This is a genomic window from Rhodococcus koreensis, from assembly GCF_017068375.1.
In the GTDB taxonomy this organism is placed as follows: Bacteria; Actinomycetota; Actinomycetes; order Mycobacteriales; family Mycobacteriaceae; genus Rhodococcus_F; species Rhodococcus_F koreensis.
In genome coordinates this window covers 372,957-396,502 of record NZ_CP070609.1, presented here as the reverse complement: position 1 = coordinate 396,502, position 23,546 = coordinate 372,957, and the positions used below count along the sequence as shown (strand labels likewise).

23 protein-coding genes and 1 riboswitch are annotated in these 23,546 nt (G+C 69.1%); of the genes, 13 read left to right on the top strand and 10 right to left on the bottom strand.

The features are described 5' to 3' along the window. Window positions 1–14: 14 nt before the first annotated feature. The 3 genes from JWS14_RS01605 to JWS14_RS01595 all read right to left on the bottom strand — a co-directional run bounded on the left by JWS14_RS01605 (window position 15) and on the right by JWS14_RS01595 (window position 1,377). Window positions 15–179: a histidine phosphatase family protein gene (locus tag JWS14_RS01605; RefSeq protein WP_206012333.1), complete on the bottom strand. Its 165-nt coding sequence runs from the start codon at window positions 177–179 to the stop codon at window positions 15–17. Between the two features lie 110 nt (window positions 180–289). Continuing rightward, a complete protein-coding gene (locus tag JWS14_RS01600) occupies window positions 290–757 on the bottom strand; it encodes a tyrosine-protein phosphatase (protein ID WP_476748563.1) in 468 nt (155 codons plus the stop codon). Further along, a complete protein-coding gene (locus JWS14_RS01595; protein WP_259375732.1) occupies window positions 673–1,377 on the bottom strand; it encodes a MurR/RpiR family transcriptional regulator in 705 nt (234 codons plus the stop codon). The genes JWS14_RS01600 and JWS14_RS01595 overlap by 85 nt, the downstream gene beginning before the upstream one ends. A 446-nt stretch (window positions 1,378–1,823) precedes the next feature. Here JWS14_RS01595 and JWS14_RS01590 point away from each other — a divergent pair, with 446 nt between their 5' ends. The 3 genes from JWS14_RS01590 to JWS14_RS01580 all read left to right on the top strand — a co-directional run bounded on the left by JWS14_RS01590 (window position 1,824) and on the right by JWS14_RS01580 (window position 3,836). Then, window positions 1,824–2,513: a transglycosylase family protein gene (locus JWS14_RS01590; protein ID WP_206012331.1), complete on the top strand. Its 690-nt coding sequence runs from the start codon at window positions 1,824–1,826 to the stop codon at window positions 2,511–2,513. Window positions 2,514–2,580: 67 nt separating this feature from the next. Beyond that, entirely contained in the window at window positions 2,581–2,868 is a 288-nt protein-coding gene (locus JWS14_RS01585; RefSeq protein WP_095864125.1) for a hypothetical protein, read from the top strand. Window positions 2,869–2,999: 131 nt separating this feature from the next. After that, on the top strand, window positions 3,000–3,836 hold the full coding sequence (locus tag JWS14_RS01580; protein WP_206012330.1) for an HpcH/HpaI aldolase/citrate lyase family protein: 837 nt from the start codon (window positions 3,000–3,002) through the stop codon (window positions 3,834–3,836). Here JWS14_RS01580 and JWS14_RS01575 read toward each other — a convergent pair whose 3' ends face one another. Then, entirely contained in the window at window positions 3,837–5,246 is a 1,410-nt protein-coding gene (locus JWS14_RS01575) for an MFS transporter (RefSeq protein ID WP_206012329.1), read from the bottom strand. An 86-nt stretch (window positions 5,247–5,332) separates the two neighbouring features. Then, window positions 5,333–5,527 carry a hypothetical protein gene (locus tag JWS14_RS01570; protein WP_072950573.1) on the bottom strand — a complete coding sequence of 65 codons (195 nt, stop codon included), beginning with the start codon at window positions 5,525–5,527 and terminating at the stop codon, window positions 5,333–5,335. Between the two features lie 221 nt (window positions 5,528–5,748). Here JWS14_RS01570 and JWS14_RS01565 point away from each other — a divergent pair, with 221 nt between their 5' ends. Both JWS14_RS01565 and JWS14_RS01560 read left to right on the top strand, forming a co-directional pair. Beyond that, window positions 5,749–6,102: a serine recombinase gene (locus JWS14_RS01565; RefSeq protein ID WP_206012328.1), complete on the top strand. Its 354-nt coding sequence runs from the start codon at window positions 5,749–5,751 to the stop codon at window positions 6,100–6,102. A 69-nt stretch (window positions 6,103–6,171) separates the two neighbouring features. Then, window positions 6,172–6,999: an alpha/beta fold hydrolase gene (locus JWS14_RS01560; RefSeq protein WP_206012327.1), complete on the top strand. Its 828-nt coding sequence runs from the start codon at window positions 6,172–6,174 to the stop codon at window positions 6,997–6,999. Here the strand turns inward: JWS14_RS01560 and bla are convergent. Next, on the bottom strand, window positions 6,974–7,930 hold the full coding sequence (gene bla / locus JWS14_RS01555; RefSeq protein ID WP_206012326.1) for a class A beta-lactamase: 957 nt from the start codon (window positions 7,928–7,930) through the stop codon (window positions 6,974–6,976). The two genes, JWS14_RS01560 and bla, sit on opposite strands and share 26 nt — an antisense overlap. 148 nt (window positions 7,931–8,078) lie before the next feature. Between bla and JWS14_RS01550 the strand changes: the two genes are divergently transcribed. The 3 genes from JWS14_RS01550 to JWS14_RS01540 are packed head-to-tail and all read left to right on the top strand — an operon-like array spanning window position 8,079 to window position 10,512. Continuing rightward, complete coding sequence (locus JWS14_RS01550) at window positions 8,079–8,972, top strand: LysR family transcriptional regulator (protein WP_072950569.1); 894 nt, start codon at window positions 8,079–8,081, stop codon at window positions 8,970–8,972. After that, complete coding sequence (locus JWS14_RS01545; protein WP_095864130.1) at window positions 8,969–9,874, top strand: serine hydrolase; 906 nt, start codon at window positions 8,969–8,971, stop codon at window positions 9,872–9,874. The genes JWS14_RS01550 and JWS14_RS01545 overlap by 4 nt, the downstream gene beginning before the upstream one ends. 38 nt (window positions 9,875–9,912) lie before the next feature. Next, window positions 9,913–10,512, top strand: coding sequence for a hypothetical protein (locus JWS14_RS01540; protein ID WP_143051477.1), 600 nt, complete (start codon window positions 9,913–9,915; stop codon window positions 10,510–10,512). Here JWS14_RS01540 and JWS14_RS01535 read toward each other — a convergent pair. From JWS14_RS01535 to cobG, 3 genes are read right to left on the bottom strand one after another with little or no spacing between them, the layout of a single operon-like run. Beyond that, window positions 10,487–11,989 (bottom strand): precorrin-2 C(20)-methyltransferase, encoded by a 1,503-nt coding sequence (locus tag JWS14_RS01535; RefSeq protein ID WP_072950564.1) that lies wholly within the window; start codon window positions 11,987–11,989, stop codon window positions 10,487–10,489. The genes JWS14_RS01540 and JWS14_RS01535 overlap by 26 nt on opposite strands. Beyond that, window positions 11,986–12,612 (bottom strand): precorrin-8X methylmutase, encoded by a 627-nt coding sequence (locus JWS14_RS01530; protein ID WP_095864132.1) that lies wholly within the window; start codon window positions 12,610–12,612, stop codon window positions 11,986–11,988. The genes JWS14_RS01535 and JWS14_RS01530 overlap by 4 nt, the downstream gene beginning before the upstream one ends. Before the next feature lie 24 nt (window positions 12,613–12,636). Next, window positions 12,637–13,770 (bottom strand): precorrin-3B synthase, encoded by a 1,134-nt coding sequence (cobG, locus tag JWS14_RS01525; protein ID WP_206012325.1) that lies wholly within the window; start codon window positions 13,768–13,770, stop codon window positions 12,637–12,639. A gap of 6 nt (window positions 13,771–13,776) precedes the next feature. Further along, a riboswitch (cobalamin riboswitch) is annotated at window positions 13,777–13,919 on the top strand. A gap of 56 nt (window positions 13,920–13,975) precedes the next feature. On the opposite strand from cobG, the gene JWS14_RS01520 reads away from it, so the two are divergent. The 5 genes from JWS14_RS01520 (at window position 13,976) to JWS14_RS01500 (ending at window position 22,916) form a co-directional block, all read left to right on the top strand. Next, a complete protein-coding gene (locus JWS14_RS01520) occupies window positions 13,976–17,578 on the top strand; it encodes a cobaltochelatase subunit CobN (RefSeq protein ID WP_206012324.1) in 3,603 nt (1,200 codons plus the stop codon). Between the two features lie 17 nt (window positions 17,579–17,595). Continuing rightward, window positions 17,596–17,991, top strand: a complete 396-nt coding sequence (locus JWS14_RS01515; protein ID WP_087557467.1) for a PPOX class F420-dependent oxidoreductase — start codon at window positions 17,596–17,598, stop codon at window positions 17,989–17,991. A gap of 55 nt (window positions 17,992–18,046) precedes the next feature. Then, window positions 18,047–18,691, top strand: a complete 645-nt coding sequence (locus JWS14_RS01510) for a TetR/AcrR family transcriptional regulator (RefSeq protein ID WP_206012323.1) — start codon at window positions 18,047–18,049, stop codon at window positions 18,689–18,691. A gap of 711 nt (window positions 18,692–19,402) precedes the next feature. After that, a complete protein-coding gene (locus JWS14_RS01505; RefSeq protein ID WP_206012322.1) occupies window positions 19,403–22,378 on the top strand; it encodes a UPF0182 family protein in 2,976 nt (991 codons plus the stop codon). Window positions 22,379–22,478: 100 nt separating this feature from the next. Beyond that, window positions 22,479–22,916: a TIGR03618 family F420-dependent PPOX class oxidoreductase gene (locus JWS14_RS01500; RefSeq protein WP_206012321.1), complete on the top strand. Its 438-nt coding sequence runs from the start codon at window positions 22,479–22,481 to the stop codon at window positions 22,914–22,916. Between the two features lie 22 nt (window positions 22,917–22,938). Here JWS14_RS01500 and JWS14_RS01495 read toward each other — a convergent pair whose 3' ends face one another. Continuing rightward, on the bottom strand, window positions 22,939–23,523 hold the full coding sequence (locus JWS14_RS01495; RefSeq protein WP_072950547.1) for a TetR/AcrR family transcriptional regulator: 585 nt from the start codon (window positions 23,521–23,523) through the stop codon (window positions 22,939–22,941). Window positions 23,524–23,546: the final 23 nt, after the last annotated feature.

The window sequence follows — 23,546 nt, the reverse complement described above, 5'->3', positions numbered from 1 at the left end:
CCCGGAGCGAACGACTACGCAGGGTCCGCGACACCGTGGGAGACGGTGCGGTTGACCGACACGACCCGCCACCCTCCCGCCCATTCGATCTCGCAGACCGCGCCGTTGACGATGCGCGGCACCACTGTGTCGGACAGGTCACCGAGTACCGCGCGGATGAGCGCCCCGTGCGTGATCACTACGACTCGGCCGTCCGGGGAAGGCGCCGTCCGGCCACCGATGCTCGGCGTCCTCGCGGGTCAGCCCTTCGACGGCGCAGTAACTTCCTTCGGCGAGGGGTTAGACCGGATCAGCAGGTCGGGGTGTGCAGGGGAATCGGCAGTGCGCTGACTTCGTGCCCGGAGCAGCGGACTATCGAGTACCTCGGGGCGTCGAACCCGGTGACGGTGGCGGCTGGCGTCCCAGTGTCCTGCACGTCGAGCAGTCGTGTGCACAGAGCGGCGAGGTCGGTGTCCGTGAATCCCTGGGCACGAAGGTAGTTCGTCACGGTTCCATGCCGGGAACGGACGTGGGTGAGGGCACCGGCGAGTACCGACGGCGGCGAATCCAGGTGCAAGTCGAGGGCGGGGGCGTGCTCGGCCGAGTCGAGTGCCAGCTCCGTCGACAGGCGCCGCACCGCTTCCTCGCGGTGGGGCCGCACCAGCGTTCCGGATCGAGCGTAGTCGTCGACGATCACGGCGTCCGGCACACCCACCGCCGCGAGCGCCAGAGCGACGAGCAACCCGGTGCGGTCCTTACCGGCGGTGCAGTGCACCAGGACCGGGGCCGGGGAGCAGGCGAGCGCGCGCAGCGCTTCCACGAGTGCGCCGCCACGCACGCCCGCAAGGTGTGGGTGTTCGGACCGGAGTAGCTGACGGCGAGACACACGTCCCGGTCGGTGAGCAGTCGCGCCGAGAACTGCTGCCCCAGGATGTCGAGCGGCGCCTCCACGCTGCGACCCGCGGTGGTGAACCGCAAGGCGGCATCCTGGATCGGTGGGGACGAGAAGCCGTTGCCCACCAGCAGGATCCGCCGGGTCCGCACGATCAGGTCCACGACGGCGGCGAACCCGGCGGGATCGATGGTCGCGCGAGTCGCGGTGAGCGCCTCCGCGGCGGCCCCGAACGTCGTGTCTACCGGGGTGGCCGCCGCCCCCTCGGGATCCGTTGTCACACGGGCCAGTTCGAGCCGAAGGTGCTGGAGTCCGCGGAATCCCAGTCGCTGGCACGCCCGCACCACCGTCGCCGGGGACGTACCCGACGCCGCCGCCAGTTCCGCCGGCGACAACTCCACCACCGCCGCGGGCTCGGCGAGCACGGCCCGCGCGACTCGCTGCTCCCGGGGCCCAGAGTGGCCAGGCCGGCGCGTAACCGCGCCAGGGTGGTGCTCGAGCGCCACGGATCGGCTGAGGAATGCGACATGTCGGCACTGAACTGTTCGTCCCCGCGCCGGTGGGCTCCGGCGGTGTCGGGATCGTCAGGGTAGCCAGTCCACCGCCACCGTCGAGGACGGGAGCGTCCGTTCACTGCACCGTCATCCAGCATTCGCATACCTGTTCAACAGATGTCGGAATTGTCACGACATGGACTCGAACCGGTATCGAAACCTCAGAACTGCACAATTTTCACTCGCGTTTCTCAATAGTCGAACATCCGTACCTTGTTCATGCCGTGTGAATTTCGGGAGGAGGCCACGTTCGGGGGCCCGCCGCTGCAAATCTGCCGACGCGGGTTCGTGATCCCGACACCTTCGAGGCGCGGGACGAGGCACCGAAAGGATGGCCGGCAATCGACGTGTCGTCGCCGGCATGCCGCGTCCGCAAGCGCGGAGAGGATTGAGCCAGCATGACCACTCGCAACATGGAGAAACGCACGTTCGGCTGGATCGCCCTGATCGGCGCGGCCGCCACCATTCTACTGGGGCTGGGCGCGGGAACCGCGTTCGGCGCGCCGCACGACTGGGAAGAAGTCGCGGAGTGCGAAAGCGGCGGCGACTGGACCACCGACACCGGAAACGGGTTCTACGGCGGATTGCAGTTCACACCGGAAACCTGGAAATCACACGGCGGAACAGGAGTGCCCTCGGAAGCCAGTCAGGCCGAGCAGATCCGGGTCGCCGAGAACGTTTTGAAAACCCAAGGCCCCGGCGCGTGGCCGGTGTGCGGCCAGTATCTGAAGAAGGGTGGCACAGCGCCCGTCGAGGTACCTCCCGTCACCAAGGCGCCCGCACCGGCAATCGAGACTCCCGACCCCGTGGAGACGCCGGATGTCGTGGAGACGCCGGGCGCAATGGAGACGCCGGACGCAGTGGACACCCCTGATGCCGTCGAAACCCCTGATGCCGTCGAAACCCCCGATCTCGCGGAGACTCCCGACGCTGTCGAGACGCCCGCACCGGTCGAAGCGCCTGCGACAGCCGAGGATCCCGCGACGGTGAAGGCGGCCGCCCAGGAGGCCCTGGACAGAGCCCGCGCACTCGCCGCGCAGAACGGGTCGAGCGAGGTGTTCGAGGAGAGGGCCGCAGCACCGCGGTAACGTCCGACGCTTCTTGTGCGAACTAACCACACAGAACTGCCGCGTCGTCGCCTACGAAGGAGCTCTCGTGCAGAAGAAGTCCGCCCGGCGTGCCGCAGCACTGGCCGGGATACTGGCCGCACCTCTCGTCCTCGGAGCCACCGTCGGCGCCGGTACCGCGAGTGCCGAACCGTGGCACGTCGGACCCGTCTACCGTGCCGAGACGTCCGGCGAAGGCGCGGAGTACTTCTGCGGGAAGGCTGCGGCGCTCGAACAGACGTCCGGGGTCGTAATCGTGCCGTGCACGTTCGACTCGGCCACCGCCGTCTGGTACCGCGTCGTCTTCAACCCGGCCAATTGGGGCTTCGACTTCTGAGCCGGACCGGACGGGTCGGGCGCCGCACCTGACGAAGCGGTGCCCGAACCCCTTCGCTGCACTCCGCTTCGTCGAGTGTGCCGCCTCCCGGTGAAGCGCAGACTCCTCGGTATGGCCGAGGAAAGAACAGCATGACTGTCGAGACAGCCCAGCACAGCGAGATCGACCTCGCGATGTCGCGAAGTTGGCTCCTGGTTCCTGCGGTCGGGAGCGAGGTCTTCGCCGCGGCGGCGGACTCCGGCGCCGATGCGCTGATCCTCGACCTCGAGGACGGCTTGCCGTTCGCCGCGAAGGATGAGGGTCGTGCCTTCGCCGCCGCATGGCTCGAGCGTAATCCGGGTTGGGTGCGGATCAACGACGCAACCACCCCGCACTGGCGGCGCGACCTCGACGCGATCCGGGGCCTGCCCGGGCTGCGCGGGCTGATGCTGTCGAAAACCGAAGCACCCGCACAGGTCCGGGACAGCGCCGCGGAGATCCCCGGTGTCCCGCTGGTCGCCCTCATCGAATCGGCGGAGGCCGTCCTCGCCGTGGACGACATCGCTCGCACCGCTCCCGTCACCCGACTCGCGTTCGGAATCGGCGACTACTGCCGCGACACCGGCGCCGGACGAACCCCGATGGCGTTGGCATACGCCCGGTCCCGGCTCGTCAACGCCAGCCGGGCAGCCCGGATCGCCGCTCCGATCGACGGTCCGACGCTGGCGCAGAGCGCCGAGATCGTCCGCGACGACACTCGACTTGCCCGCGAGATGGGGATGACCGGAAAACTGACGCTCGCGAACGAGCAGGTACCCGTGATCAACACCGCGATGGCGCCGGACTCGGACGACATCTCCTGGGCCGAGTCGACGATCGAGCGACTGGGCCCGGACGGTAGCCGTGTCACGCACGGCGGGCATCCGCCGCAACTCGCCCGTGCCCACGACATCCTCCGTCGCGCGCACCACTTCGCAGCGCGGGCCTAGCTAGGACGGGTCGGCGCTCCCTCGGTCGGCCTGCCGGGTCGCGCGGTACGCGGTGAACACGCCGGCCGTCGCGATGACGCCGAGACCGAGGAACAGCAGTTGCGCCGAGGTGAGGGTCGAGGGCGCGCCGAGATTGACCAGCACACCGGCGACCGCGGACCCGACGGCCATGGCGATCAACTCGACCGTGTTGAGCCCGGCCGCCGCCTTGGCGCCCTCGTGCGCGTCGTCGGTGCTCTGCATGGCGGCGACCATCAGGTGCGGGAAGGCGAGTCCGATGCCGGCGCCCGCGGCGGCCAGCGTGACCGCCCACAGAATCACCACGGCGAGCCCGGCGTCGTCGCGCCAGAGGGCCGCCGTGAGGAGCAGGCCCGCGGCGAGGACCAGCGGTCCGGTGATCATGGCCACCGTCTTCGTGCGCCGCCGGGAGATGTCGGAACTGAAGATCATGGTCACCGACCATCCGACCGACATCATGGCGCCGAGGAATCCCGCGGCGAACGGCGCCAGTCCGGCGAGCCGTTGACCGAACAGCGGTGTGAAGGCCTCGGACACGGTTCCGGACGCGAGGACCGCGATGGTGAGGTAGATCCACTTCAGGGACGACGCCCCGCTGTACGTCGACTTCGGCAGCACGCGGCGCGGTGATCGCCGCTCCCAGGCCAGGAACGCAGCGACGAACACGACTCCGACTGCGATCAGGATCAGCATGTGGGTGCGGTTGCCGAGGATGCCGGCCACACTGATCGCGATCGTCGCCAGGGTGAGCAGCGCGAGCGACGTGGCGGGGACGGGTTCGCCGCCCCGCACACGCTCGGTGCGCGGCAACGCGCGGGGCGCGATCACTGCGATGACCGCGGCGACCACCGCCAGCGCGACGAACGCGAGTCGCCAATGGCCGAGTTGGGCGAACAGGCCGCCGATCGCCGGTCCGGCGAGAGTTCCCACGCCCCACATCGCCGACACCAATGCGGTCGCGCGGGCCCACAGACGTTCGGGCAGCGCCTCGCGCAGTACGGCGTAACTCAGGCCGGCGAGCAGGCCCCCGCCGATCCCCTGCACTGCACGTCCGACGAGGAGCACCTCCATCGACGGACCGATCGCGCAGATCATCGTGCCCGCGAAGAACGGCGCCAGCGCGAACAGATACGCACCGAGCGCCCCGCGGTGTGCGAGGAGGCGGCTCACGGTCATCGACGAGATCACCGACGCCACCATGAAGACGGTCGCGCTCCACGCGTACAGCGATTCGCGCCCGAGCTCGCCGATGGCGGTGGGCAGCAGACTCGTGGTCAGGAAGATGTTGACGGCGTGCAGTCCGACGCCGCCGGCGAGGACAGCGGAGGTCGAGCGATACCGGGGTCCGAGCAATTCGGACCAGCCGGCCTGTGACGGGGCGGTCGTTGTCATGCACTCCACGCTAAAAGCTCGAGTGGACTCGAGGTCAAGGGGACGATGCATTGTCTTTGGACCGAAGGACTGAACGATCACGTGTTTCAGAGGTATTCGTGGCGGTGTCCGCATTCGAGGCCGTCGGGGGCCGATCGTGAGCACCGATTCATGCAGTGGAAGACCCGGTACCGCTTGCCCGGAGGCAGCGACGCGAATCCGGCGTGGGCGTCCTTGATCTCGTATCCGATCGGACCGTGGCAGGACGAACAGGTCTTGGTCGCGTCGGTTCCGCTCTCCATTCACCCATCGTAGGGCGATTCACGGGCGGGCACGGAGAAATTCACGTCCCACCGCGAGGTCCGGCATCATCGTCCCGACCATACCCGGGAAAATGGGAAAGTCCACCGGAGTCGCAGTCGTGAGATCCCAAGAAGCGCAGTAAAGCTCACGAACTTGCTTGTTCCCTGCGGGTGGCTATGGTGCACGCGGGCATCAACGCCAATTACCGGAGGACTGAAATGTGAATGCAGCTACCGATCGTCAATGGGCGGTTCGTGACGCTGTTCTGCGTTGGCTTCTCGCGAAGGCTACCGAAGGCTATCGAAGTCCGATTCTGGACGCGGACGCCATCGGTGAGACCGTCGGCTGGGCGCCGTCGCCCTTGACCCGGGACGAAGTGGCCGACGCGTCGAATCATCTCTACAAGGAAGGGTATGTAACGGGCGTGCCGGTGATGGGTATCGGGATTCCGCGCCCGATGCTGACGGTCGCCGGGCGGCGGGTCGCCGAGGGCGGAAGGTCGCTGCGCCCAGTCGATTGCCGTCACGATGTCGAGGGCGGGCACTCGGTCCTCGAAAGCGGCCTCGTGCATTAGTCACAGGTGAGTGGCACGGTGTGCGTCAGTACACCGTGCCACTCACGTGCGGGATGGCACACTGCGGGTGTGGAGCTTTCGCAGACCCTCGAATGGCGCGGCAGGTCGGTGGCATGGGACAAGTTCGGGAACGGCCCCGCCGTAGTGATGTGCCACGGGACGCCGTGGTCTTCGCAGCTGTGGTGGCCGTTCGCACGCGCATTCGCCGCCGAGTTCTCGGTCTACCTGTGGGACATGCCCGGGTACGGGCAGTCGTCGAAGGACGCTGCCCACGACGTCGATCTCGGCATCCAGGGTGAACTGCTCACCGACCTCCTGCGGCATTGGAACCTCGAGGCACCCCACGTCGTCGCGCACGACTACGGGGGTGCCGTCGCACTCCGCGCCCATCTCCTGCACGGCGCGCGGTACACCTCGCTGGCCCTGATCGACGTGGTGGCACTGCGGCCGTGGGGATCCGACTACTTCCGGCTCGTCGCGGACAACGCCGACGTCTTCGCCGCGCAACCGGCCTCCGTGCACCGTGGTGCTCTCGAGGCGTACATCGCGGGTGCGTCCCACCGCGGCCTGACCCCCGCTCAGATGGCCGTGCTGACCACGCCGTGGCTGTCGGAGGAGGGTCAGGTCGCGTTCTACCGGCAGATCGCCCAGGCCGACGAGCGGTACACCGACGAGATCCAGGACCGGTACGCGTCGATCGAGGTTCCCGTCGCGGTCGTGTCGGGGAGGGACGACGCCTGGATCCCCGTAGACCGGGCCGAGGAACTGGCGCGCCTCATCCCCGGTGCGACACTCGAGGTGATCGACGGCGCCGGGCACCTGATCCAGTTCGACGCTCCCGTCGAACTGGCGGTGTCGCTGCAGAGATGGCTCACGGCGCGGTCACACCCTCGATGACAGCCGCAGTCGTGTCGGCGATCGCCTGGTTGTTTCCCTGCGCGTCTTCCTGATTCGTGAGGCTGTCGGTGAGGACGGCGAGAACGATGGGGGAGCCGTCCGGACCCCAGGCGACGCCGGCGTCGTTGGCGGTCCCGAACCCGCCGCCACCGGTCTTGTCGGCGGCGGTCCATCCGGGCGGAAGACCGGCGCGCATCCGCTTGTCCGAAGTCTTGCTCGCCCGCATCCACTCGAGAAGCTGATCGCGGCTTGCCGCGTCGAGGGCGTCGTCGAGGAGCAGCGCCCGGAAACCCCGGGCGAGGCCGGTCGGTGTCGTCGTGTCCCGGGGATCGCCGCGGAAAGCGGTGTTGAGTTCGGTCTCCCACCGGTCCAGTCGCGTGCTCTCGTCGCCGAGGTCGCGGGCGAGGGCGGTGACCGCCTGCGGACCGCCGATCTCGCGGAGCAGATAGTTTCCGGCGGTGTTGTCGCTCTGCGTCAGCGCCGCTTCGGCGATCTGCCCCAACGTCATCGGGGTGCCCACTGCAGCGGCGGTGACCGGCGAGTTCTCGACGAGATCGCCGGGTTCGATCACCACCGTCTTGTCGAGGGCGGTCGACCCGTCCTCGATCTTGCGCAGGACCGCGGCGGACGCGTAGGCCTTGAACGTCGAGCACATCGCGAATCGTTCGTCGCCCCGGTGGCTGTAGACCGCGCCGGTCGCGGGATCGACGGCCGTCACCCCGATCCGCGTGGCGTACTGCGCTTCCAGTGCCTCGATTTTCGCGTCGAGGGACTGCTGATCCGGTAACGCAGCCACCTCCGACGTCGTGGGCAGGGTTTGCTCCGCGGTGGCCGTGCACGCCCCGACCAGCAACGGCAGAGCCAGTGCGAGTGCAACGGCGCCGCGACGACCGGTGCACCTGGGCTTCGGGTGATGTCGATGTATCAGCATGGACCCAATGTGGGGGTGCCCCCGCCCATAGCGCAAAGACGAATCCGCCGTCGCGGCGAGTCGGGTGCGCTATTGCCCCAGGTCGGCAGGACGTTTTGTGTGTGCGAAGTGACGGGCTCGCCCGAAGCGGGTGATCGGAACTGGTTCAATGGGCGCCATGGATCTGCTGCGCCATCTGAGTTTCTTTGTCGCCGTTGCGGAAGAGGGGCACTTCGGCAATGCCGCGTCGCGACTCGGCATGACGCAGCCGCCGCTGTCACAGGGGGTGCGTCGGCTCGAGCAGAGACTCGGCACGGAGTTGATTCAGCGCAGTGCCCGCGGCGTCGGACTCACCGACGCCGGACGCCAATTGCTCCCGCGTGCGAGGCTTCTCGTGGACGACGCGACCCGATTCGAGGACGAGGCGCACCGCATCGCGGGTGGTCGCGACGCGGTGGTGCGGTGGGGTGTCCCGCACTCGGTGGCCGACGCCGTGGTGGTGCGCTGTGTTCGTGCGTTGCGAGACGTCGACGCCACGCATCCCACCCGGGTGGTGACGACCACGGCGTCCACCACCGAACTCGTGGACGCAGTCCGCGCAGGCAGTCTCGACGTCGCCGTGGTCGAGCATCCGGCCCTACTGACTGGTCTCGACATCGGCCCGGTCGTCAAGCTCCGGCGGTGGGTGGTGGTGCCTGACGACCACCCGGTGGCAGCCGCGAAGAAGGCGCAGGTCCGGATGCTGCGCGGGCTGATGCTGGCCACCGGTCCGCGCTCGGACAATCCGCCTGCCCACGACCTGTTCATCGACCTGTGGCGGGTGCGGGGTCTGGACCCGGACATCGTGATCGCGTCGGGGCAGCGGGAACTCCTCACGCGCGTGTCCGCCGGCGGGCATTTCGGAGTGACGGCGTCGCCGCCCACGGTGATGCCCGGTGTGGCGTGGATCGATCTGCTGCGCGACGACCTCTCGCTGCGCGTGCGCATCGTCTGGCGCTCCGGGGCAGATGTCGCATCGTCTGCCGCCGCCCTCGACCGAGTGCTGATCAGGGCCGATCGATGACATCGGCGGAGAAGCGGATCCGTGACGTCTTCGCCGACGCCGGGTGCACCGGATGGTTGCACGCCCGCCGCGTCGGTACCCCGGTCGGCGATGCCGGCGACATCGCAGTCGGCGCGGACGACGTCGTCGTGCTCGCGTCCGTCTACAAACTTCCGCTGCTCGTGGCCCTGTGCCGCGCTTTCGAATCCGGGGAGTTGTCGCCGACCGCGACCGTCCGGGTCAATCCGGCCGACTGCACTCCTGGACCGACGGGAGTGTCGACGTTCCGCGACCCGGTGGTGCTGAGCTGGCGGGATCTGGCGTTGTCGATGATGACCGTGTCCGACAACGCGGCCGCCGACCTGGTTCTCGGGCGGGTGGGACTCGAGAGCGTCGAGCGGTCACTGTCGGACCTGGGCCTGACGAGCACGCGCATCATCGGCGGCACCGCGGATGCGCACCGCAGTTTGGTGATCGACGCCCATGCGCACACCACCGCCGAAGCATTCGCGGCGCTTGCGGACAACGACGAGGCGTGGACGGTGTCCGCCTACGACCCGTCGTACGCGAGCGCGACGACGCCGCGGGAGATGACGTCGCTTCTCGACGCGATCTGGACCGGACGGGCGGTGCCCGGCGCGCAGGGCGAGTTCGTCCGGCAGGTGATGTCCGCGCAGATCTGGCAGCACCGTATCCGTTCCGGGTTTCCGCACTCCGGGGTGGACGTCGCCGGGAAGACCGGGACCATCGGCGCCATCCGCAACGAGGTGGCCGTCGTGACGTTTCCCGGTGAGATTCCGGTCGCGGTCGCCGTCTTCACCCGCGCCGCGCGGACGGACCCGGTGCTGCCGGTGGTCGATGCCGCGATCGGGCACGTCGCCCGGATCGCGGTGACCGAACTCCGCTCCGGCCGCGTCGCCTGATCGGTGTGAAAACACTTTCGATCGGGAACAGCAAGGACATGGCACTGAGAATCGTCGTTCCCGAGGACCTGATCATGGATGGCCAGTGCGCGTTTCCCGTGGTCGGAGATGTCGCGGAGTACGCGCTGAGGTTCTACCCGCGCGGAGATACCGATACCGGTCCGGGCGACTTGCCGGACTTCGGATCGGACGTGACGGGAGAGATCGAGAATCTCGACGACAGGCCGGTGCGTTCGATGTTGTTTCGTGGCGCCGGGTTCACCGCATTCGTGAAATCGGCCGACGAGCTGCGCGGTCCGGTCCACCTCCGTGGTTACTTCGAGGCGGATTTCGCCGCGCTGCTCCCCGAGTCCGCACGAGTGACGGGATCAATCCGGCGCCGGCAGTTGATCACGCACACGCGTCACGCCGATCCCGACGGGCGGTACCGCTCCGCAGGCACCTACACGCTGAGCGAGGTTCCCGACGGAAAGGCCGGCCTCCGCACGGGTCTGGTTCCCGCGCCGCCACCTGTGTCGGGGCCGTTCGCGGGAACGGGCTGGGTCGAGATGGTGGCGCCGCGGGACGGTCCCTGGATCCGGGAGAGCGGAATCCTGGTGGAGCTCGATCCACTCAACCCGGATAGCGCCGGGGCGTGAAGACCCTCGTCCCGTGTTCGTTCTCGACGACGGTCGTCATGGAGGAGCCCACAATGAGCAGGCACCGCATGTCGATCTCGGCCGGGTCGAGGTCGGCGAGCCGCACGACCCGCACCGACTCCTGCGCGCCGGCCACGTCGCGGCCGATGATCACCGGGGTGTCGGGGGAGCGGTGCTCGAGAACGAGGTCACGCATCGCGGCGACTTGCCAGGTCCGTGACTTCGACGCCGGGTTGTAGACGGCGAAGGCCATGTCGGCGCTCGCGACCGCCGAGATACGCTGCGCCACAACGTCCCACGGCTTGAGTCGATCGGACAGGGACAGCACGGCGTAGTCGTGGCCGAGGGGTGCGCCGACCCGGCTCGCCACGGCGTTCGCGGCAGTCATGCCGGGCAGCACGCGGACGGGGACGCCCCGCCACTGTTCCTCGGCGGCCACTTCCAGCACCGCGGCGGCCATCGCGAACACACCCGGGTCGCCCGAGGACACGACGGCGACGCGGGCCCCGTTCTTGGCGAGGTCGAGCGCCATCGCGGCCCGTTCGGCCTCGACCCGGTTGTCGCTGGAGTGACGGCGCTGTCCCGGACGTTCGGGGACCCGGTCGATGTACGGCCCGTATCCGACGAGGTCGGTGGCCAGCGACAGTTCGTGCTGCACTTCCGGGGTGGTCCAGGCCTGATCGCCGGGGCCGAGCCCGACGACGACGAGTTCGCCCTGCGGAGGCGCATCGTCGCGGCGGGCGTTCGACGGGCTGGGCACGATGGCGATCGAGAAGTAGGGGACGTCGCTGTCCGACACGTCGTCCGCGTGGTCGATCTTCTGCCGTGTCGTGCTGGCCCGCTCGACGTACCACGTCTCGTCGATGCGACCGGAGTCCTTCAACGCCTGCCGCACCGCCGGGTAGGTGCGTCCGAGTTTCAGGATGGCGGCGGCGTCGGTCTCCCGCAGGCGCCGCGTCAGCTCGCCGCGCGGCAGGGTGCCGGGCAGGACGGTGAGGATTTCCTCGCCCTCGACGAGCGGCATCGCCAGCGCGGCCGAGGCGGCGCTGATCGACGTCACCCCGGGAATCACCTCCGCCTCGAAGCGCTGCGCCAGCCGCTTGTGCATGTGCATGTACGAGCTGTAGAAGAGCGGGTCGCCCGCCGCGAGGAGCGCCACCGTACGGCCGGCGTCGAGGTGCGCGGCGAGCCGCTGCGACGCTTCCTCGTAGAACTCGTCCATCGCCCCCTGGTATCCGCCCGGGTGGTCGACGGTCTCGGTGGTGACCGGGTAGACGAGGTGCTCCTCGATCTGGCCCTCACGCAGGTACGGCGCCGCGACCGCGCGGGAGATGCTCTTGCCGTGCCTGGCGCTGTGGAACGCCACTACGTCGGCCTCGGCGATGACCCGCGCAGCCTTGACCGTCACCAGTTCCGGGTCGCCCGGTCCGATGCCGACGCCCCACAGCTTGCCGGTCGACTGCTCGTTGGAACTCATTCGACTTCGCTCGCAATCGCATTCAGCGCCGCAGCCGTGATGGCACTGCCACCGCGGCGGCCGCGGACCACCAGATAGTCGAGTCCGCTCGGGTGCTCGATCAACGCTTCCTTCGACTCCGCCGCGCCGATGAACCCGACCGGGCCGCCCACGATCGCGGCGGGCCGGGGTGCACCGGATTCGATCATGTCCAACAGGTAGAACAGGGCGGTCGGGGCGTTGCCGATCGCGACGACGGCCCCCTCCAGTTTGCTGCCCCACAATTCGAGCGCGGCCGCCGAGCGGGTGTTCCCGATCTGCTCCGCCAGCACCGGAACCCGGGGGTCGCGCAGGGTGCAGATCACCTCGTTGTCCGCCGGGAGACGCTTGCGGGTCACGCCGGCGGCGACCATCTGCGCGTCGCACAGGATCGGGGCGCCGTCCGCCAGCGCCGCGCGGGCGGCCTTCACGACGCCGGGGGTGAACGCGACGTCGTCCACGAGATCGACCTGACCGCTCGCGTGGATCATGCGGACCACGGCCTGTGAGACGTCCTCGGGAAAGGCACTGAGATCCGCCTCGGCGCGGATCGTGGCGAAGGACTGGCGGTAGATCTCCGCGCCGTCTCGGATGTACTCGATCATCCGCTCACGATAGAGGCTCCGGGTTCACCGCTCCTCCACCCGGTAACCCGTCTTGGTGGCGACGACGTCGGCGACCTCGCCCTTGGGGCGGCCGCAGCACCGCTCGCAGCCCGACCAGTGCTGTCGGCCCTCCACCGGGAGTTCGCCGCTCGCGACGGCGTCCCGCGCATCGGTCCGCACATCGGCTAGCGCCTTCTCGCACCCGGGTTGCCCGGTGCAGGCGCTGACCTTCAGCCACGGCGAGTTCTCGTCGAAGATCAGGCCTATCGGGGCGAGGACCCGGACCACCTGCTCGGCGGACCACTCGTCCAGATCGCACAGCAGCACCGTTTTCCACGGCGTGACGACTACCGGCTTCTCGACCGCGGCGAGGAATTCCGCCAGCCGGGCGTCGAGGACCCCGAATGCGAGACCGCCGCCGAGGGTCACGTTGCCGTCCGGCTGGTCGAGCCACCCGATCGGCGGCCGGTGCTCGTCGAACCCGCCAAGCGGGTCGGCGGTCGGTGCCAGCGTCAGTGCCGACAGCGTCCGTTCGACCCCGTCGGCGATCTCGGACAGCCGCCAGTGCCGTTCGCGCAGCTCCAGGAAGACGCGGGCGGCATCGACGAGCATCGACACCGCGTCCGCTGTCGGGATCCGGACGCCGCTGTCGCGACCGGCGAGGATCAGCGCGACCTCCGACCCACCGACAGCGTGGACCCCGAAATCGCCGCCGAGCGCCGAGACGTCGCCCCGGCCGTCGTCGAGGGTGAACAGGGTGCGGCCGGGCAGGTCCGCCAACGTGGGGTCGGCGCACAACGTCCGGTCCAGTACACCGATCAGATCGCGCAGGTCCGTCAGACCCCCGATCCGGCCGGTCAGCGGCGAGACGAGAATGTTCCGGACCCGCTCGTGCGTTTCCGAGGGCAGCAGGCCCGCGTCGGCGAGGCGCCCGGCGAACTCCAGCGGATCGCGGACCGCCCGCAGTTGTGCATTGCCGCGGGACGTCAATTCGATCTCGCCGTTGCCGAGGTCGCGCGCCGATTCCGCGAGTGTCTGCAGCTGGGCGGAGGTCAGCACACCGCCGGGGAGGCGCACCCGGGCGAGCGCACCGTCGGCCGCCTGATGGACCTGCAGCGCGCCGGGGCATGCATCGGGGCGGGAGCGGTAGTCGACCATGGTCCCAGGTTACGTCCGGCCCCGGGTAGCATCACCAGCACTTGCGACAGCAGGAGAGGAAGCCGGTGCGAATCCGGTGCGGTCGCGCCACTGTGAGCTCGCCGAAACCGGTGGGCGAGCCAGACCCTCGCCTGCCGTCCTCCGACCTCCGGTTCCGCACAGAACCACCGCCACGGGGCGCGACACCCCCAGGAAGGCTCCACACGTGATCCTGCTGCTCTCCACCTCCGACACCGACCTGCTCAGCGCACGCGCCAGCGGGGCGGACTACCGCTGGGCCAACCCGGCACGGCTGCTGGTCGAGGAGGATCTGCCGGGACTGCTCGACGGCGCCGACCTGGTCGTGGTGCGCATCCTCGGCGGCAAGCGGGCATGGGAAGAGGGACTCGACGCGGTCCTGGCCAGCGGACTGCCCGTGGTGGTCCTCGGCGGCGAGCACGCCCCGGACGCCGAGTTGATGGAGTGCTCGACGGTCGCGGCCGGTGTCTCGGCGGAGGCGCACAACTATCTCGCCGAGGGCGGCGCCGACAACCTCGCCCAACTGCACCACTTCCTGTCGGACACCGTGCTGCTGACCGGTCACGGTTTCGAGGCGCCGGTCCACCTGCCGAGCTGGGGTGTCGCGCCGTTCGCCCCCGACGCCGACGCGGACCGCCCCACGATCGCCGTTCTCTACTACCGCGCCCAGCACCTGGCCGGGAACACCCGCTACATCGAGGCCCTGTGCGAGGCCGTCGACGCGGCGGGCGGCACTCCGCTGCCGATCTTCTGCGCGTCGCTGCGCACCGCCGAACCGGAGTTGCTGACGACGCTGCGCCGAGCGGACGCGATGGTGGTCACCGTGCTCGCCGCCGGCGGCACCAAGCCGGCGGGCGCGTCGGCCGGCGGCGACGACGAGGCATGGGACGTCGCCGCGCTGGCCGCGCTGGACGTGCCGATCCTGCAGGGGCTCTGCCTGACCAGCAGCCGGGAGTCGTGGGAGTCCAACGACGACGGACTGTCCCCCCTCGACGTGGCCACCCAGGTCGCGGTCCCCGAGTTCGACGGCCGACTGATCACGGTGCCGTTCTCGTTCAAGGAGATCGACGCCGACGGCCTGTCCACCTACGTTCCCGACGCCGAGCGCGCCTCCCGGGTGGCGGGCATCGCCGTCCGGCACGCCCGGCTCCGGCACATCCCCGCACCCGAACGCCGGATCGCCCTGATGCTGTCGGCGTACCCGACGAAGCACGCCCGCATCGGCAACGCCGTCGGTCTCGACACCCCGGCCAGCGCGATCAGGTTGCTCACCGAGATGCGGGCCGCCGGCTACGACCTGGGCCCCGCGGACGGGCCGGACTCCGTGCCCGGCCTCGCGGCCCAGGACGGCGATGCGCTGATCCATGCCCTCATCGCCGCAGGCGGCCAGGACCCGGACTGGCTGACCGCGGAGCAGCTGGAGGGGAACCCGATCCGGATCTCCGCCGCCCGCTACCGCGAGTGGTTCTCGGCGCTGCCCGCGGAACTGCGCGAGGGCGTCGAGGAACACTGGGGACCCGCGCCCGGCGAACTGTACGTCGACCGATCGCAGGATCCCGCCGGCGAAATCGTCATCGCCGCAATGCAGTTCGGAAACCTCGTCCTGATGGTGCAGCCGCCCCGCGGATTCGGGGAGAAGCCGGTCGCGATCTACCACGACCCGGACCTGCCGCCGAGCCACCACTACCTCGCCGCGTACCGGTGGATCGCGGCGGACGCCGCGGCCGGCGGTTTCGGCGCCGACGCCGTCGTCCATCTCGGCAAGCACGGAAACCTCGAGTGGCTGCCCGGCAAGACACTCGGCATGTCCGCCTCGTGCGGCACCGACGCCGCGCTCGGCGACCTGCCCCTGATCTACCCGTTCCTCGTCAACGACCCGGGGGAGGGCACGCAGGCCAAGCGCCGCGCCCACGCGACCCTCGTCGATCACCTGATCCCGCCGATGGCCCGCGCCGAGAGTTACGGCGACATCTCGCGGCTCGAGCAACTCCTCGACGAGCACTCGAACATCTCCGCACTCGACCCGTCGAAGCTGCCCGCCATTCGCCAGCAGATCTGGACGCTGATGCGTGCCGCCAAGATGGACCACGACCTCGGACTCGAGGAACGTCCCGACGAGGACGTGTTCGACGACATGCTGCTGCACGTCGACGGCTGGCTGTGCGAGATCAAGGACGTCCAGATCCGGGACGGGCTCCACGTGCTCGGTGCGGCGCCCCGAGACGACGCCGAGGTCGAACTGGTGCTCGCCATGCTGCGCGCCCGGCAGATGTGGGGCGGCGAGCAGAACGTCCCCGGACTCCGTGAGGCTCTCGGCCTCAGCGAGGACGGCGACGAATCCCGCACCCGTGTGGACGAGATCGAGCAGCAGGCGCACGGGCTGGTGCAGGGCATGCACAACGCCGACTGGAACCCGGACGCCGCCGACACCCTCACCGACGACGCCACGGTCGCGAAGATCCTGCGGTTCGCGGCCACCGAGGTGGTGCCCCGGCTGCGGGAGACGGACAACGAGATCGCCCAGGTGTTGCACGCGCTCGACGGCGGTTTCATCGCCGCCGGGCCGAGCGGGTCGCCGCTGCGTGGGCTGATCAACGTGCTCCCGACGGGCCGGAACTTCTACTCCGTCGACCCGAAGGCCGTGCCGTCGCGGCTCGCCTGGGAGACCGGTCAGGCGATGGCCGAATCGTTGCTGGACCGCTACAAGTCCGATCACGGCGAATGGCCGCGGTCGGTGGGGCTGTCCGTGTGGGGCACGTCCGCGATGCGCACGTCCGGCGACGACATCGCCGAGGTGTTCGCGCTCCTCGGCGTGCGCCCGGTGTGGGACGAGGCGAGCCGGCGCGTGGTGAACCTCGAGGTGATCGACCTCGAGGAACTGGGCCGTCCGCGCATCGACGTCACCGTCCGGATCAGCGGCTTCTTCCGAGACGCGTTCCCGCACGTCCTGGCGTTGCTCGACGACGCCGTCCGGCTCGTCGCCGCACTGGACGAACCGGCCGAGAGCAACTTCGTGCGCGCCCATGCGCAGGCGGATCTCGCCGAGCACGGCGACGAACGTCGCGCGACCACCCGCATCTTCGGGTCCAAGCCGGGCACCTACGGGGCCGGACTGCTCCAGCTGATCGACTCCAAGAGTTGGCGCGGCGACGCCGACCTCGCCGACGTGTACACCACGTGGGGTGGGTTCGCGTACGGCCGCGGACTCGACGGCGCACCCGCCGCCGACGACATGCGGACGGCGTACCGGCGAATCACTGTGGCGGCCAAGAACACCGACACCCGCGAACACGACATCGCGGACGCCGACGACTACTTCCAGTACCACGGCGGGATGGTCGCGACCGTGCGGGCGCTCACCGGGAAGTCCCCCGAGGCGTACATCGGCGACAGCACCCGGCCCGAGTCGGTGCGCACCCGGACCCTGTCGGAGGAGACGTCCCGCGTCTTCCGGGCCCGGGTCGTGAACCCGCGGTGGCTCGAGGCGATGCGCCGCCACGGCTACAAAGGCGCGTTCGAGATGGCGGCGACCGTCGACTACCTGTTCGGATACGACGCCACCACCAACGTCGTCGCCGACTGGATGTACGAGAAACTCGCCGAGTCGTACGTGCTGGACGAGCAGAACCGCAAGTTCATGGAACAGTCCAACCCGTGGGCCCTGCACGGCATCGCCGAACGACTCCTGGAGGCGGCCGAGCGGGACATGTGGGAGCACCCCGAGCAGCAGACCCTCGACGGCCTGCGGCAGGTGTACCTCGAAACCGAAGGCGAACTCGAAGGGGACTGACCGGCATCGGGGCTAGCATGGGCCGGGTGACCACAGAATTCGATCGGGTGTCGTCCGCGAAGTATGTCCTGCTCACCACGTTTCGGAAAGACGGCACCCCGGTGGCGACGCCACTATGGGCCGCCGCCGACGGTGACCGTCTGCTGATGTGGACGGTCACCGACTCCTACAAGGTCAAACGCATCCGCCGCAATCCGGAGGTGACGGTGGCCGCGTGCGATGCGCGCGGCAAGCCGAAGGGCCCCGAGGTACCGGCCCGCGCCGTCATCCTCGACGCCGCGGACACCGATCACACCCGGGACGTGATCGCCCGCAAGTACGGCATCCTCGGCTGGCTCACGATGAAAGGCAGCCTCCTGCGCCGAGGAAAGACCGGCACCATAGGACTCGCCGTCACGGCCGACGACCGGTAGCCCTTGTGTGGTCCGATGCGTCTCCCGGTGGGGCTCGGGCGCATACGATCTGGTGATGTCGCAGACGCTTCCCGCAGATGTTCGCCGCGGACAGCTCATCGAGGCGGGGCTGGCGATCGCCGCTCACCAGGGTGTCGCCGCGCTGACCATCCGCCGCCTGGCCGACGCGGCCGGTGTGTCGCTCGGGGTGGCGCACTACCACTTCGAGGACAAGGAAGAACTCCTGACCGAGATGGGGGAGAACCTGATCCTGCAGGTCAGCGAGTCGATGCGGGCGGCATTCGGCCGGCTGACGGGGGCCGTTGAACTGCCGGGCATTCCCGGTCTTCGGGAACTCCTCTCTGCCGGGATCGGCGGCCTGTGGCCGGTCATCGAGGCCACCCCCGACCACCAGTTGCTGACCTACGAGATCACCGCGAGGGCCCTGCGGCGCCGCGGCGCCGGCCACGACTCCGCCGGGGCGGTCGCGAGCCACCAGTACCGCACCATGGATGCCGAAGCTATCGCGTTCCTCGATCTGTGCGCTCACCGGGCCGGTGTCGCCTGGGGCACGCCCGTCGAGCAGGTCGCGCGCTTCGCGTTGGCGGCGCTCGACGGGCTGGTGCTGCGGTGGCTCGTCGACCGCGACGGCGACGCCGCGCTCGCCGCTCTCGACGACCTGGTCCAGGTCGTCACCTCGAAGGCACTGGACGATGGCTGACCGACGGCATGTACTCCTGTGTCGGGCACCCGCAGACGGGGGCAGACGCGATCAATGCCCGGCCTGCCCCGGTATCTCGGTCACCAGTGTCCGAGATTGCCCTGCCAGATCGCCGAAATGATGTAGAGCGCCACGGTCAGTAGGTAGTACAAGTTGATCATTGTGCGCACCTCCTCGTCAGGGGCACAGCGGTTGCGGGCGGATGTCCCCGTGCCGGCTGGGTACCCCGTACGCCACGACTCAAGCGGGGTGCGCTGACATGCTGCGATCGGTGTTCATCACAGCATCGGCTCGGCCTGTCACCGACGGGGTCATCGTCAAGTTAATTGTGTGTCTTGATGATTCGGGCTGCGATGTCGTTGCCCGGATCGGTGGGTGTGAATAGACTTCCCGCGTTCGTCCTTCAGGTGGCAGCGGCGTTCGTGGTCGTTCCAGATCGTTCGTTCCAGATTGTGAAAGCGGTCGGTCATGTCGTGTCGCGATGCGGTCGTCGACAGGCCCTCGAGGAGTTTGCGGACGAGCTCCTTGGGCAGCTTGCCGCGGAGGCACCGGCGACGCGCCACGCCACCCCACCCGGCAGCACTCGTTCCACTCGCGGGTTCACTGCGCCCGATCCGGCACCGCCTAGAATGGGGTGATACGGACGCCTTCGCTGCATCGGGCGGGGTGGTCCGGCGGGGCTGCTCGTGAGCCGACCCGTGGGAGGTGGCCATGCAACCGTCCGACCGGATGTGGGCGCTGCCGCGTCGGGCCCGGGTCACGATCATGGTGACGGTGGCGCTCGTTGCTTTGCTGGTGATCGGGCCGCGTCTGGTCGTGGGGTATACCGATTGGCTGTGGTTCGGTGAGGTCGGCTACCGCCGCGTCTGGGGGACGGTCCTGGTCACGCGGCTGATCCTGTTCACGGCAGTGACGCTGCTGGTGGGTGCGGTGATCTTCGCGTCCACGGTGTGGGCGTACCGATCCCGCCCACTGTTCGCGGCCACTGCCGCGGACGCGGCGAAGGATCCGCTCGAGCGGTACCGGACGGTGGTACTGCGCCGCCCGCGGTCGTTCACGGTGGGGATCGCGGTGCTGCTGGCGCTGCCGTTCGGGCTGCACGCGCAGGCGAGTTGGGGGACGGTGCAACTGTTCTTGCACGGCGGCGGCTTCGGCACTGTGGACGCGGAGTTCGGGTACGACATCGGCTTCTACATCTTCGACCTGCCGTTCTATCGGCTGATCCTGACGTGGCTGTTCGTCGCGGTGTTCCTGGCGTTGCTGATCGGACTGGGAACCCACTACCTGTTCGGCGGCATCCGGCTGGCACCGAGCAAGGACCACCTCATCGAGGTGTCCCGGCCGGCGCGCATCCAGCTCGCGGTGCTCGCGGGCACGTTCATCGCGTTGAAGGCGGCCTCCTACTGGCTCGACCGGTACTCCTTGTTGTGGAGCGGCCGGAAGGAGCCCACCTTCACCGGGGCCGGATACACCGACATCAACGCGGTGCTGCCGGCCCGGCTGATCATGGTCGCGATCGCAGTACTGTGCGCGGCGGCGTTCTTCGCCGCGATCGCGGTGCGGGACCTGCGGATCCCGGCGATGGCCACGGTACTGCTGGTGCTCTCGGCGATCGTGGTCGGTGGAATCTATCCGGCGCTGATCGAGCAGTTCTCGGTCCGACCGAACGCCGCCGACCGGGAGAGCCCCTACATCGAACGCAACATCGCCGCGACCCGGCAGGCCTATGGAATCGGCCCGGACCGAGTCGACTACCTCGACTATCCCGGGGTCGGCACCCGGCCGCCCCGGGACATTCCGGCCGACGTCACCACCATCGCCAACGCCCGCCTGCTCGACCCGACCGTGCTCTCGCGCACCTTCACCCAGCAGCAACAGCTGAAGAACTTCTACGGCTTCCCCGAGCACCTCGACATCGACCGCTACATCATCGACGGGCGACTCGCCGACTACATCGTCGCCGCCCGCGAGCTCTCCCCGAACAGTCTCAGCGGCAACCAGACCCAGTGGATCAACCGGCACACCGTCTACACCCACGGCAACGGGTTCGTCGCCGCCCCCGCCAACAGGGTCAACGCCGCCGTCCGCGACGCTGCCGGGCAGAGCGCGAGCAGTGACAGCGGGTACCCGATCTACGCGGTCAGCGACATCGCCTCGCAGGCCGGCGGCGGGCAGGTGATCCCGGTCGAGCAACCGCGCATCTACTTCGGTGAGGTGATCGCGCAGGCGGACCCGGACTACGCCATCGTCGGCGGACCCGAGGGCGCGCCGCCGCGCGAGTACGACACCGACACCGCCCAGTACACCTACACCGGCACCGGTGGGGTGCCGGTGGGAAGCTGGGTCAACCGGTTGGCGTTCGCCGCCCGGTACGCCGAACGCAACATCCTGTTCTCCGGCGCCATCGGGCCCGAGTCGAAGATCATCTTCAACCGGGACCCGGCCACCCGAGTCGAGCACGTCGCCCCGTGGCTGACCACCGATACCAACCCGTATCCAGCGGTGGTCGGCGGCCGGATCGTGTGGATCGTCGACGGCTACACCACTGCCGCACACTACCCGTATTCGCAGGTTGGCTCACTCGCCGAGCCGGTGGTCACCGACACCGGCCGCACCCTGTCCCCCGAGCAGGTGTCCTATGTGCGGAACTCGGTGAAGGCCACCGTCGACGCCTACGACGGCACCGTCACCCTCTACCAGGTCGACGAGAACGACCCGGTCCTGCGGGCGTGGATGAGCGTGTTCCCCGGCACCGTGCAGCCGCCGAAGGCGATCCCGACCGAGCTGCGCGCGCACTTCCGCTACCCCGAGGATCTGTTCCGCCTGCAGCGGGACCTGCTGGCGAAGTACCACGTCGATGATCCGCGGGAGTTCTTCACCACCAATGCATTCTGGTCGGTGCCCAGCGATCCGACCGCCGACACCGGTGGCGAGCAGCCGCCGTACTACGTCCTGGTCGGCGACGCCGGCACCGCGGCCCCGTCCTTCCGGCTCACCAGCGCCATGGTCGGCTTCAACCGGGAATTTCTCTCCGCCTACCTCTCGGTGCACTCCGACCCCGAAAACTACGGCAAGATCGACATTCTGCGGTTGCCGACGGACACCCAGACCCAGGGCCCGCGGCAGACCCAGAACTCGATGATCTCCGACACCCGCGTCGCCTCCGAGCGCACCCTGCTCGAGCGGTCAAACCGGATCTACTATGCCAATCTGCTGACCCTGCCGATCGCCGACGGCGGCATCCTCTACGTCGAACCGGTGTTCACCGAACGCTTGACCAGCACGCCCAACGGTTCCACGTTCCCGCAGCTGGCCCGGGTCCTGGTCAGCTACCGCGAACCCGGCACCGGCGGGGTGCGTATCGGATACGCCCCCACTCTCGCCGAGGCCCTCGACCAGGTCTTCGGCACCGGCACCGGCGCCGTCGCCACCGCACCCGGCGGCGACGCCACCACACCTCCACCTATCGATGGGCAACCGCCGGCGCCGCCTCCACCGGGCGCCCCGCCCGCCCCGCCGCCGGCGTCATCGGACCAGCTGACCGCGGCGGTCCTCGAACTCAACGCCGCCCTGGCCAACCTGCGCGAGGCGCAACGCACCGGCGACTTCACCGCCTACGGCGCGGCCCTGGACCGCCTGCAACAGGCCATCGACACCTACCTGGCCGCGGGCGGAACCCCACACTGACCCGTCTCCTCGGCGCGTTCCACGCAATGACGTTGTGCCGTAGATGCGAACTGCAGGCAATGACGATCGATCAGGGCCGGCACCGCAGTAGTCTCGGTGGATGACGACTCTCGAGGACGCTGTTGCTCTGGCACGGGATGACAACGGCCTGGCGGTGGTCGCCACTCTTCGCGCGAACGGAACCATTCAGGCCTCGATGGTCAACGTCGGCCTGCTCGAGCACCCGGCCACAGGCGAACCGGTTCTGGGATTCGTGACCTATGGAAGGGTGAAGCTGAACAACCTGAGGTCTCGCCCTCAGGTCGCCACCACCTTCCGGGATGGGTGGCAGTGGGCGACCGTCGAGGGAACCGCCGAGATAGCCGGTCCCGACGACCCCCAGCCGTGGCTCGACGACGAGAGATTGCGGCTTCTGCGTCGGGAGGTATTCGTCGCTGCCGGAGGCACGCACGAGGACTGGGACGAATACGACCGTGTGATGGCCGAGCAGGGCCGGGCGATCGTATTCGTCCGGGTCGATCGGGTCTACAGCAACTGACAACCCGCGAGGCACGAACCGCTCAGGCGAGGGTGCGGAGGTGCTCGTCGATCATGCGGTGCGCCGAGTCGGGGGTGTCGGTGTCGCCGAGCAGGACGTGCATCGCGGCGCCGTCGACGAGTGCGTGCAGGCGCATCGCCTCGGCGTCGACGTCGATGTCCGGCGCGACGAGACCGTGCCGTGCGAGACCGGTCAGGATCGCGGCGCACGCATCCCGTAGTTGTCGCTGGGCGCCGAGGGCGATGTCCTTCAGCAGGGGATGGGCGGGGCTCTCGGCGACGAGTGCCAGATTCACTTCCATCTCGCAGCGCCGGCGATCGTCGAGGGGGAGCACCTCGTCCAACACGGCGAGGGCACGCTGCCACGGGTCGGCGATCGAGGTGTGGGCCTGTGCCCGTTCGCGGACCCGCGTGGCTACCAGACGCATCGAATAGGCGAGAAGTTCGGCCTTGCTGGCGAACACGTGCCGCAGCGATCCGCTGGATATGCCGGCCTCGGCGGCCACGTCGCGGACGGACACGGCGCCGATGCCGTCGCGTTGGATCACCCGCCACAGAGCCTCGGCGATGTCCTGCTGCCGTCGGTCGTGGTCGATGAGCTTCGGCACCCGGTCATGTTAGCACGGTCGTG

Coding starts and splice junctions, on each gene's coding strand:
- JWS14_RS01500 (WP_206012321.1), top strand. CDS start 22,479: ATGACGACTCTCGAGGACGCTGTTGCTCTGGCACGGGATGACAACGGC.
- JWS14_RS01540 (WP_143051477.1), top strand. CDS start 9,913: ATGGCACTGAGAATCGTCGTTCCCGAGGACCTGATCATGGATGGCCAG.
- JWS14_RS01535 (WP_072950564.1), bottom strand. CDS start 11,989: ATGAGTTCCAACGAGCAGTCGACCGGCAAGCTGTGGGGCGTCGGCATC.
- bla (WP_206012326.1), bottom strand. CDS start 7,930: ATGCTGATACATCGACATCACCCGAAGCCCAGGTGCACCGGTCGTCGC.
- cobG (WP_206012325.1), bottom strand. CDS start 13,770: ATGGTCGACTACCGCTCCCGCCCCGATGCATGCCCCGGCGCGCTGCAG.
- JWS14_RS01570 (WP_072950573.1), bottom strand. CDS start 5,527: ATGGAGAGCGGAACCGACGCGACCAAGACCTGTTCGTCCTGCCACGGT.
- JWS14_RS01515 (WP_087557467.1), top strand. CDS start 17,596: ATGGGCCGGGTGACCACAGAATTCGATCGGGTGTCGTCCGCGAAGTAT.
- JWS14_RS01575 (WP_206012329.1), bottom strand. CDS start 5,246: ATGACAACGACCGCCCCGTCACAGGCCGGCTGGTCCGAATTGCTCGGA.
- JWS14_RS01530 (WP_095864132.1), bottom strand. CDS start 12,612: ATGATCGAGTACATCCGAGACGGCGCGGAGATCTACCGCCAGTCCTTC.
- JWS14_RS01550 (WP_072950569.1), top strand. CDS start 8,079: ATGGGCGCCATGGATCTGCTGCGCCATCTGAGTTTCTTTGTCGCCGTT.
- JWS14_RS01505 (WP_206012322.1), top strand. CDS start 19,403: ATGCAACCGTCCGACCGGATGTGGGCGCTGCCGCGTCGGGCCCGGGTC.
- JWS14_RS01590 (WP_206012331.1), top strand. CDS start 1,824: ATGACCACTCGCAACATGGAGAAACGCACGTTCGGCTGGATCGCCCTG.
- JWS14_RS01545 (WP_095864130.1), top strand. CDS start 8,969: ATGACATCGGCGGAGAAGCGGATCCGTGACGTCTTCGCCGACGCCGGG.
- JWS14_RS01510 (WP_206012323.1), top strand. CDS start 18,047: ATGTCGCAGACGCTTCCCGCAGATGTTCGCCGCGGACAGCTCATCGAG.
- JWS14_RS01580 (WP_206012330.1), top strand. CDS start 3,000: ATGACTGTCGAGACAGCCCAGCACAGCGAGATCGACCTCGCGATGTCG.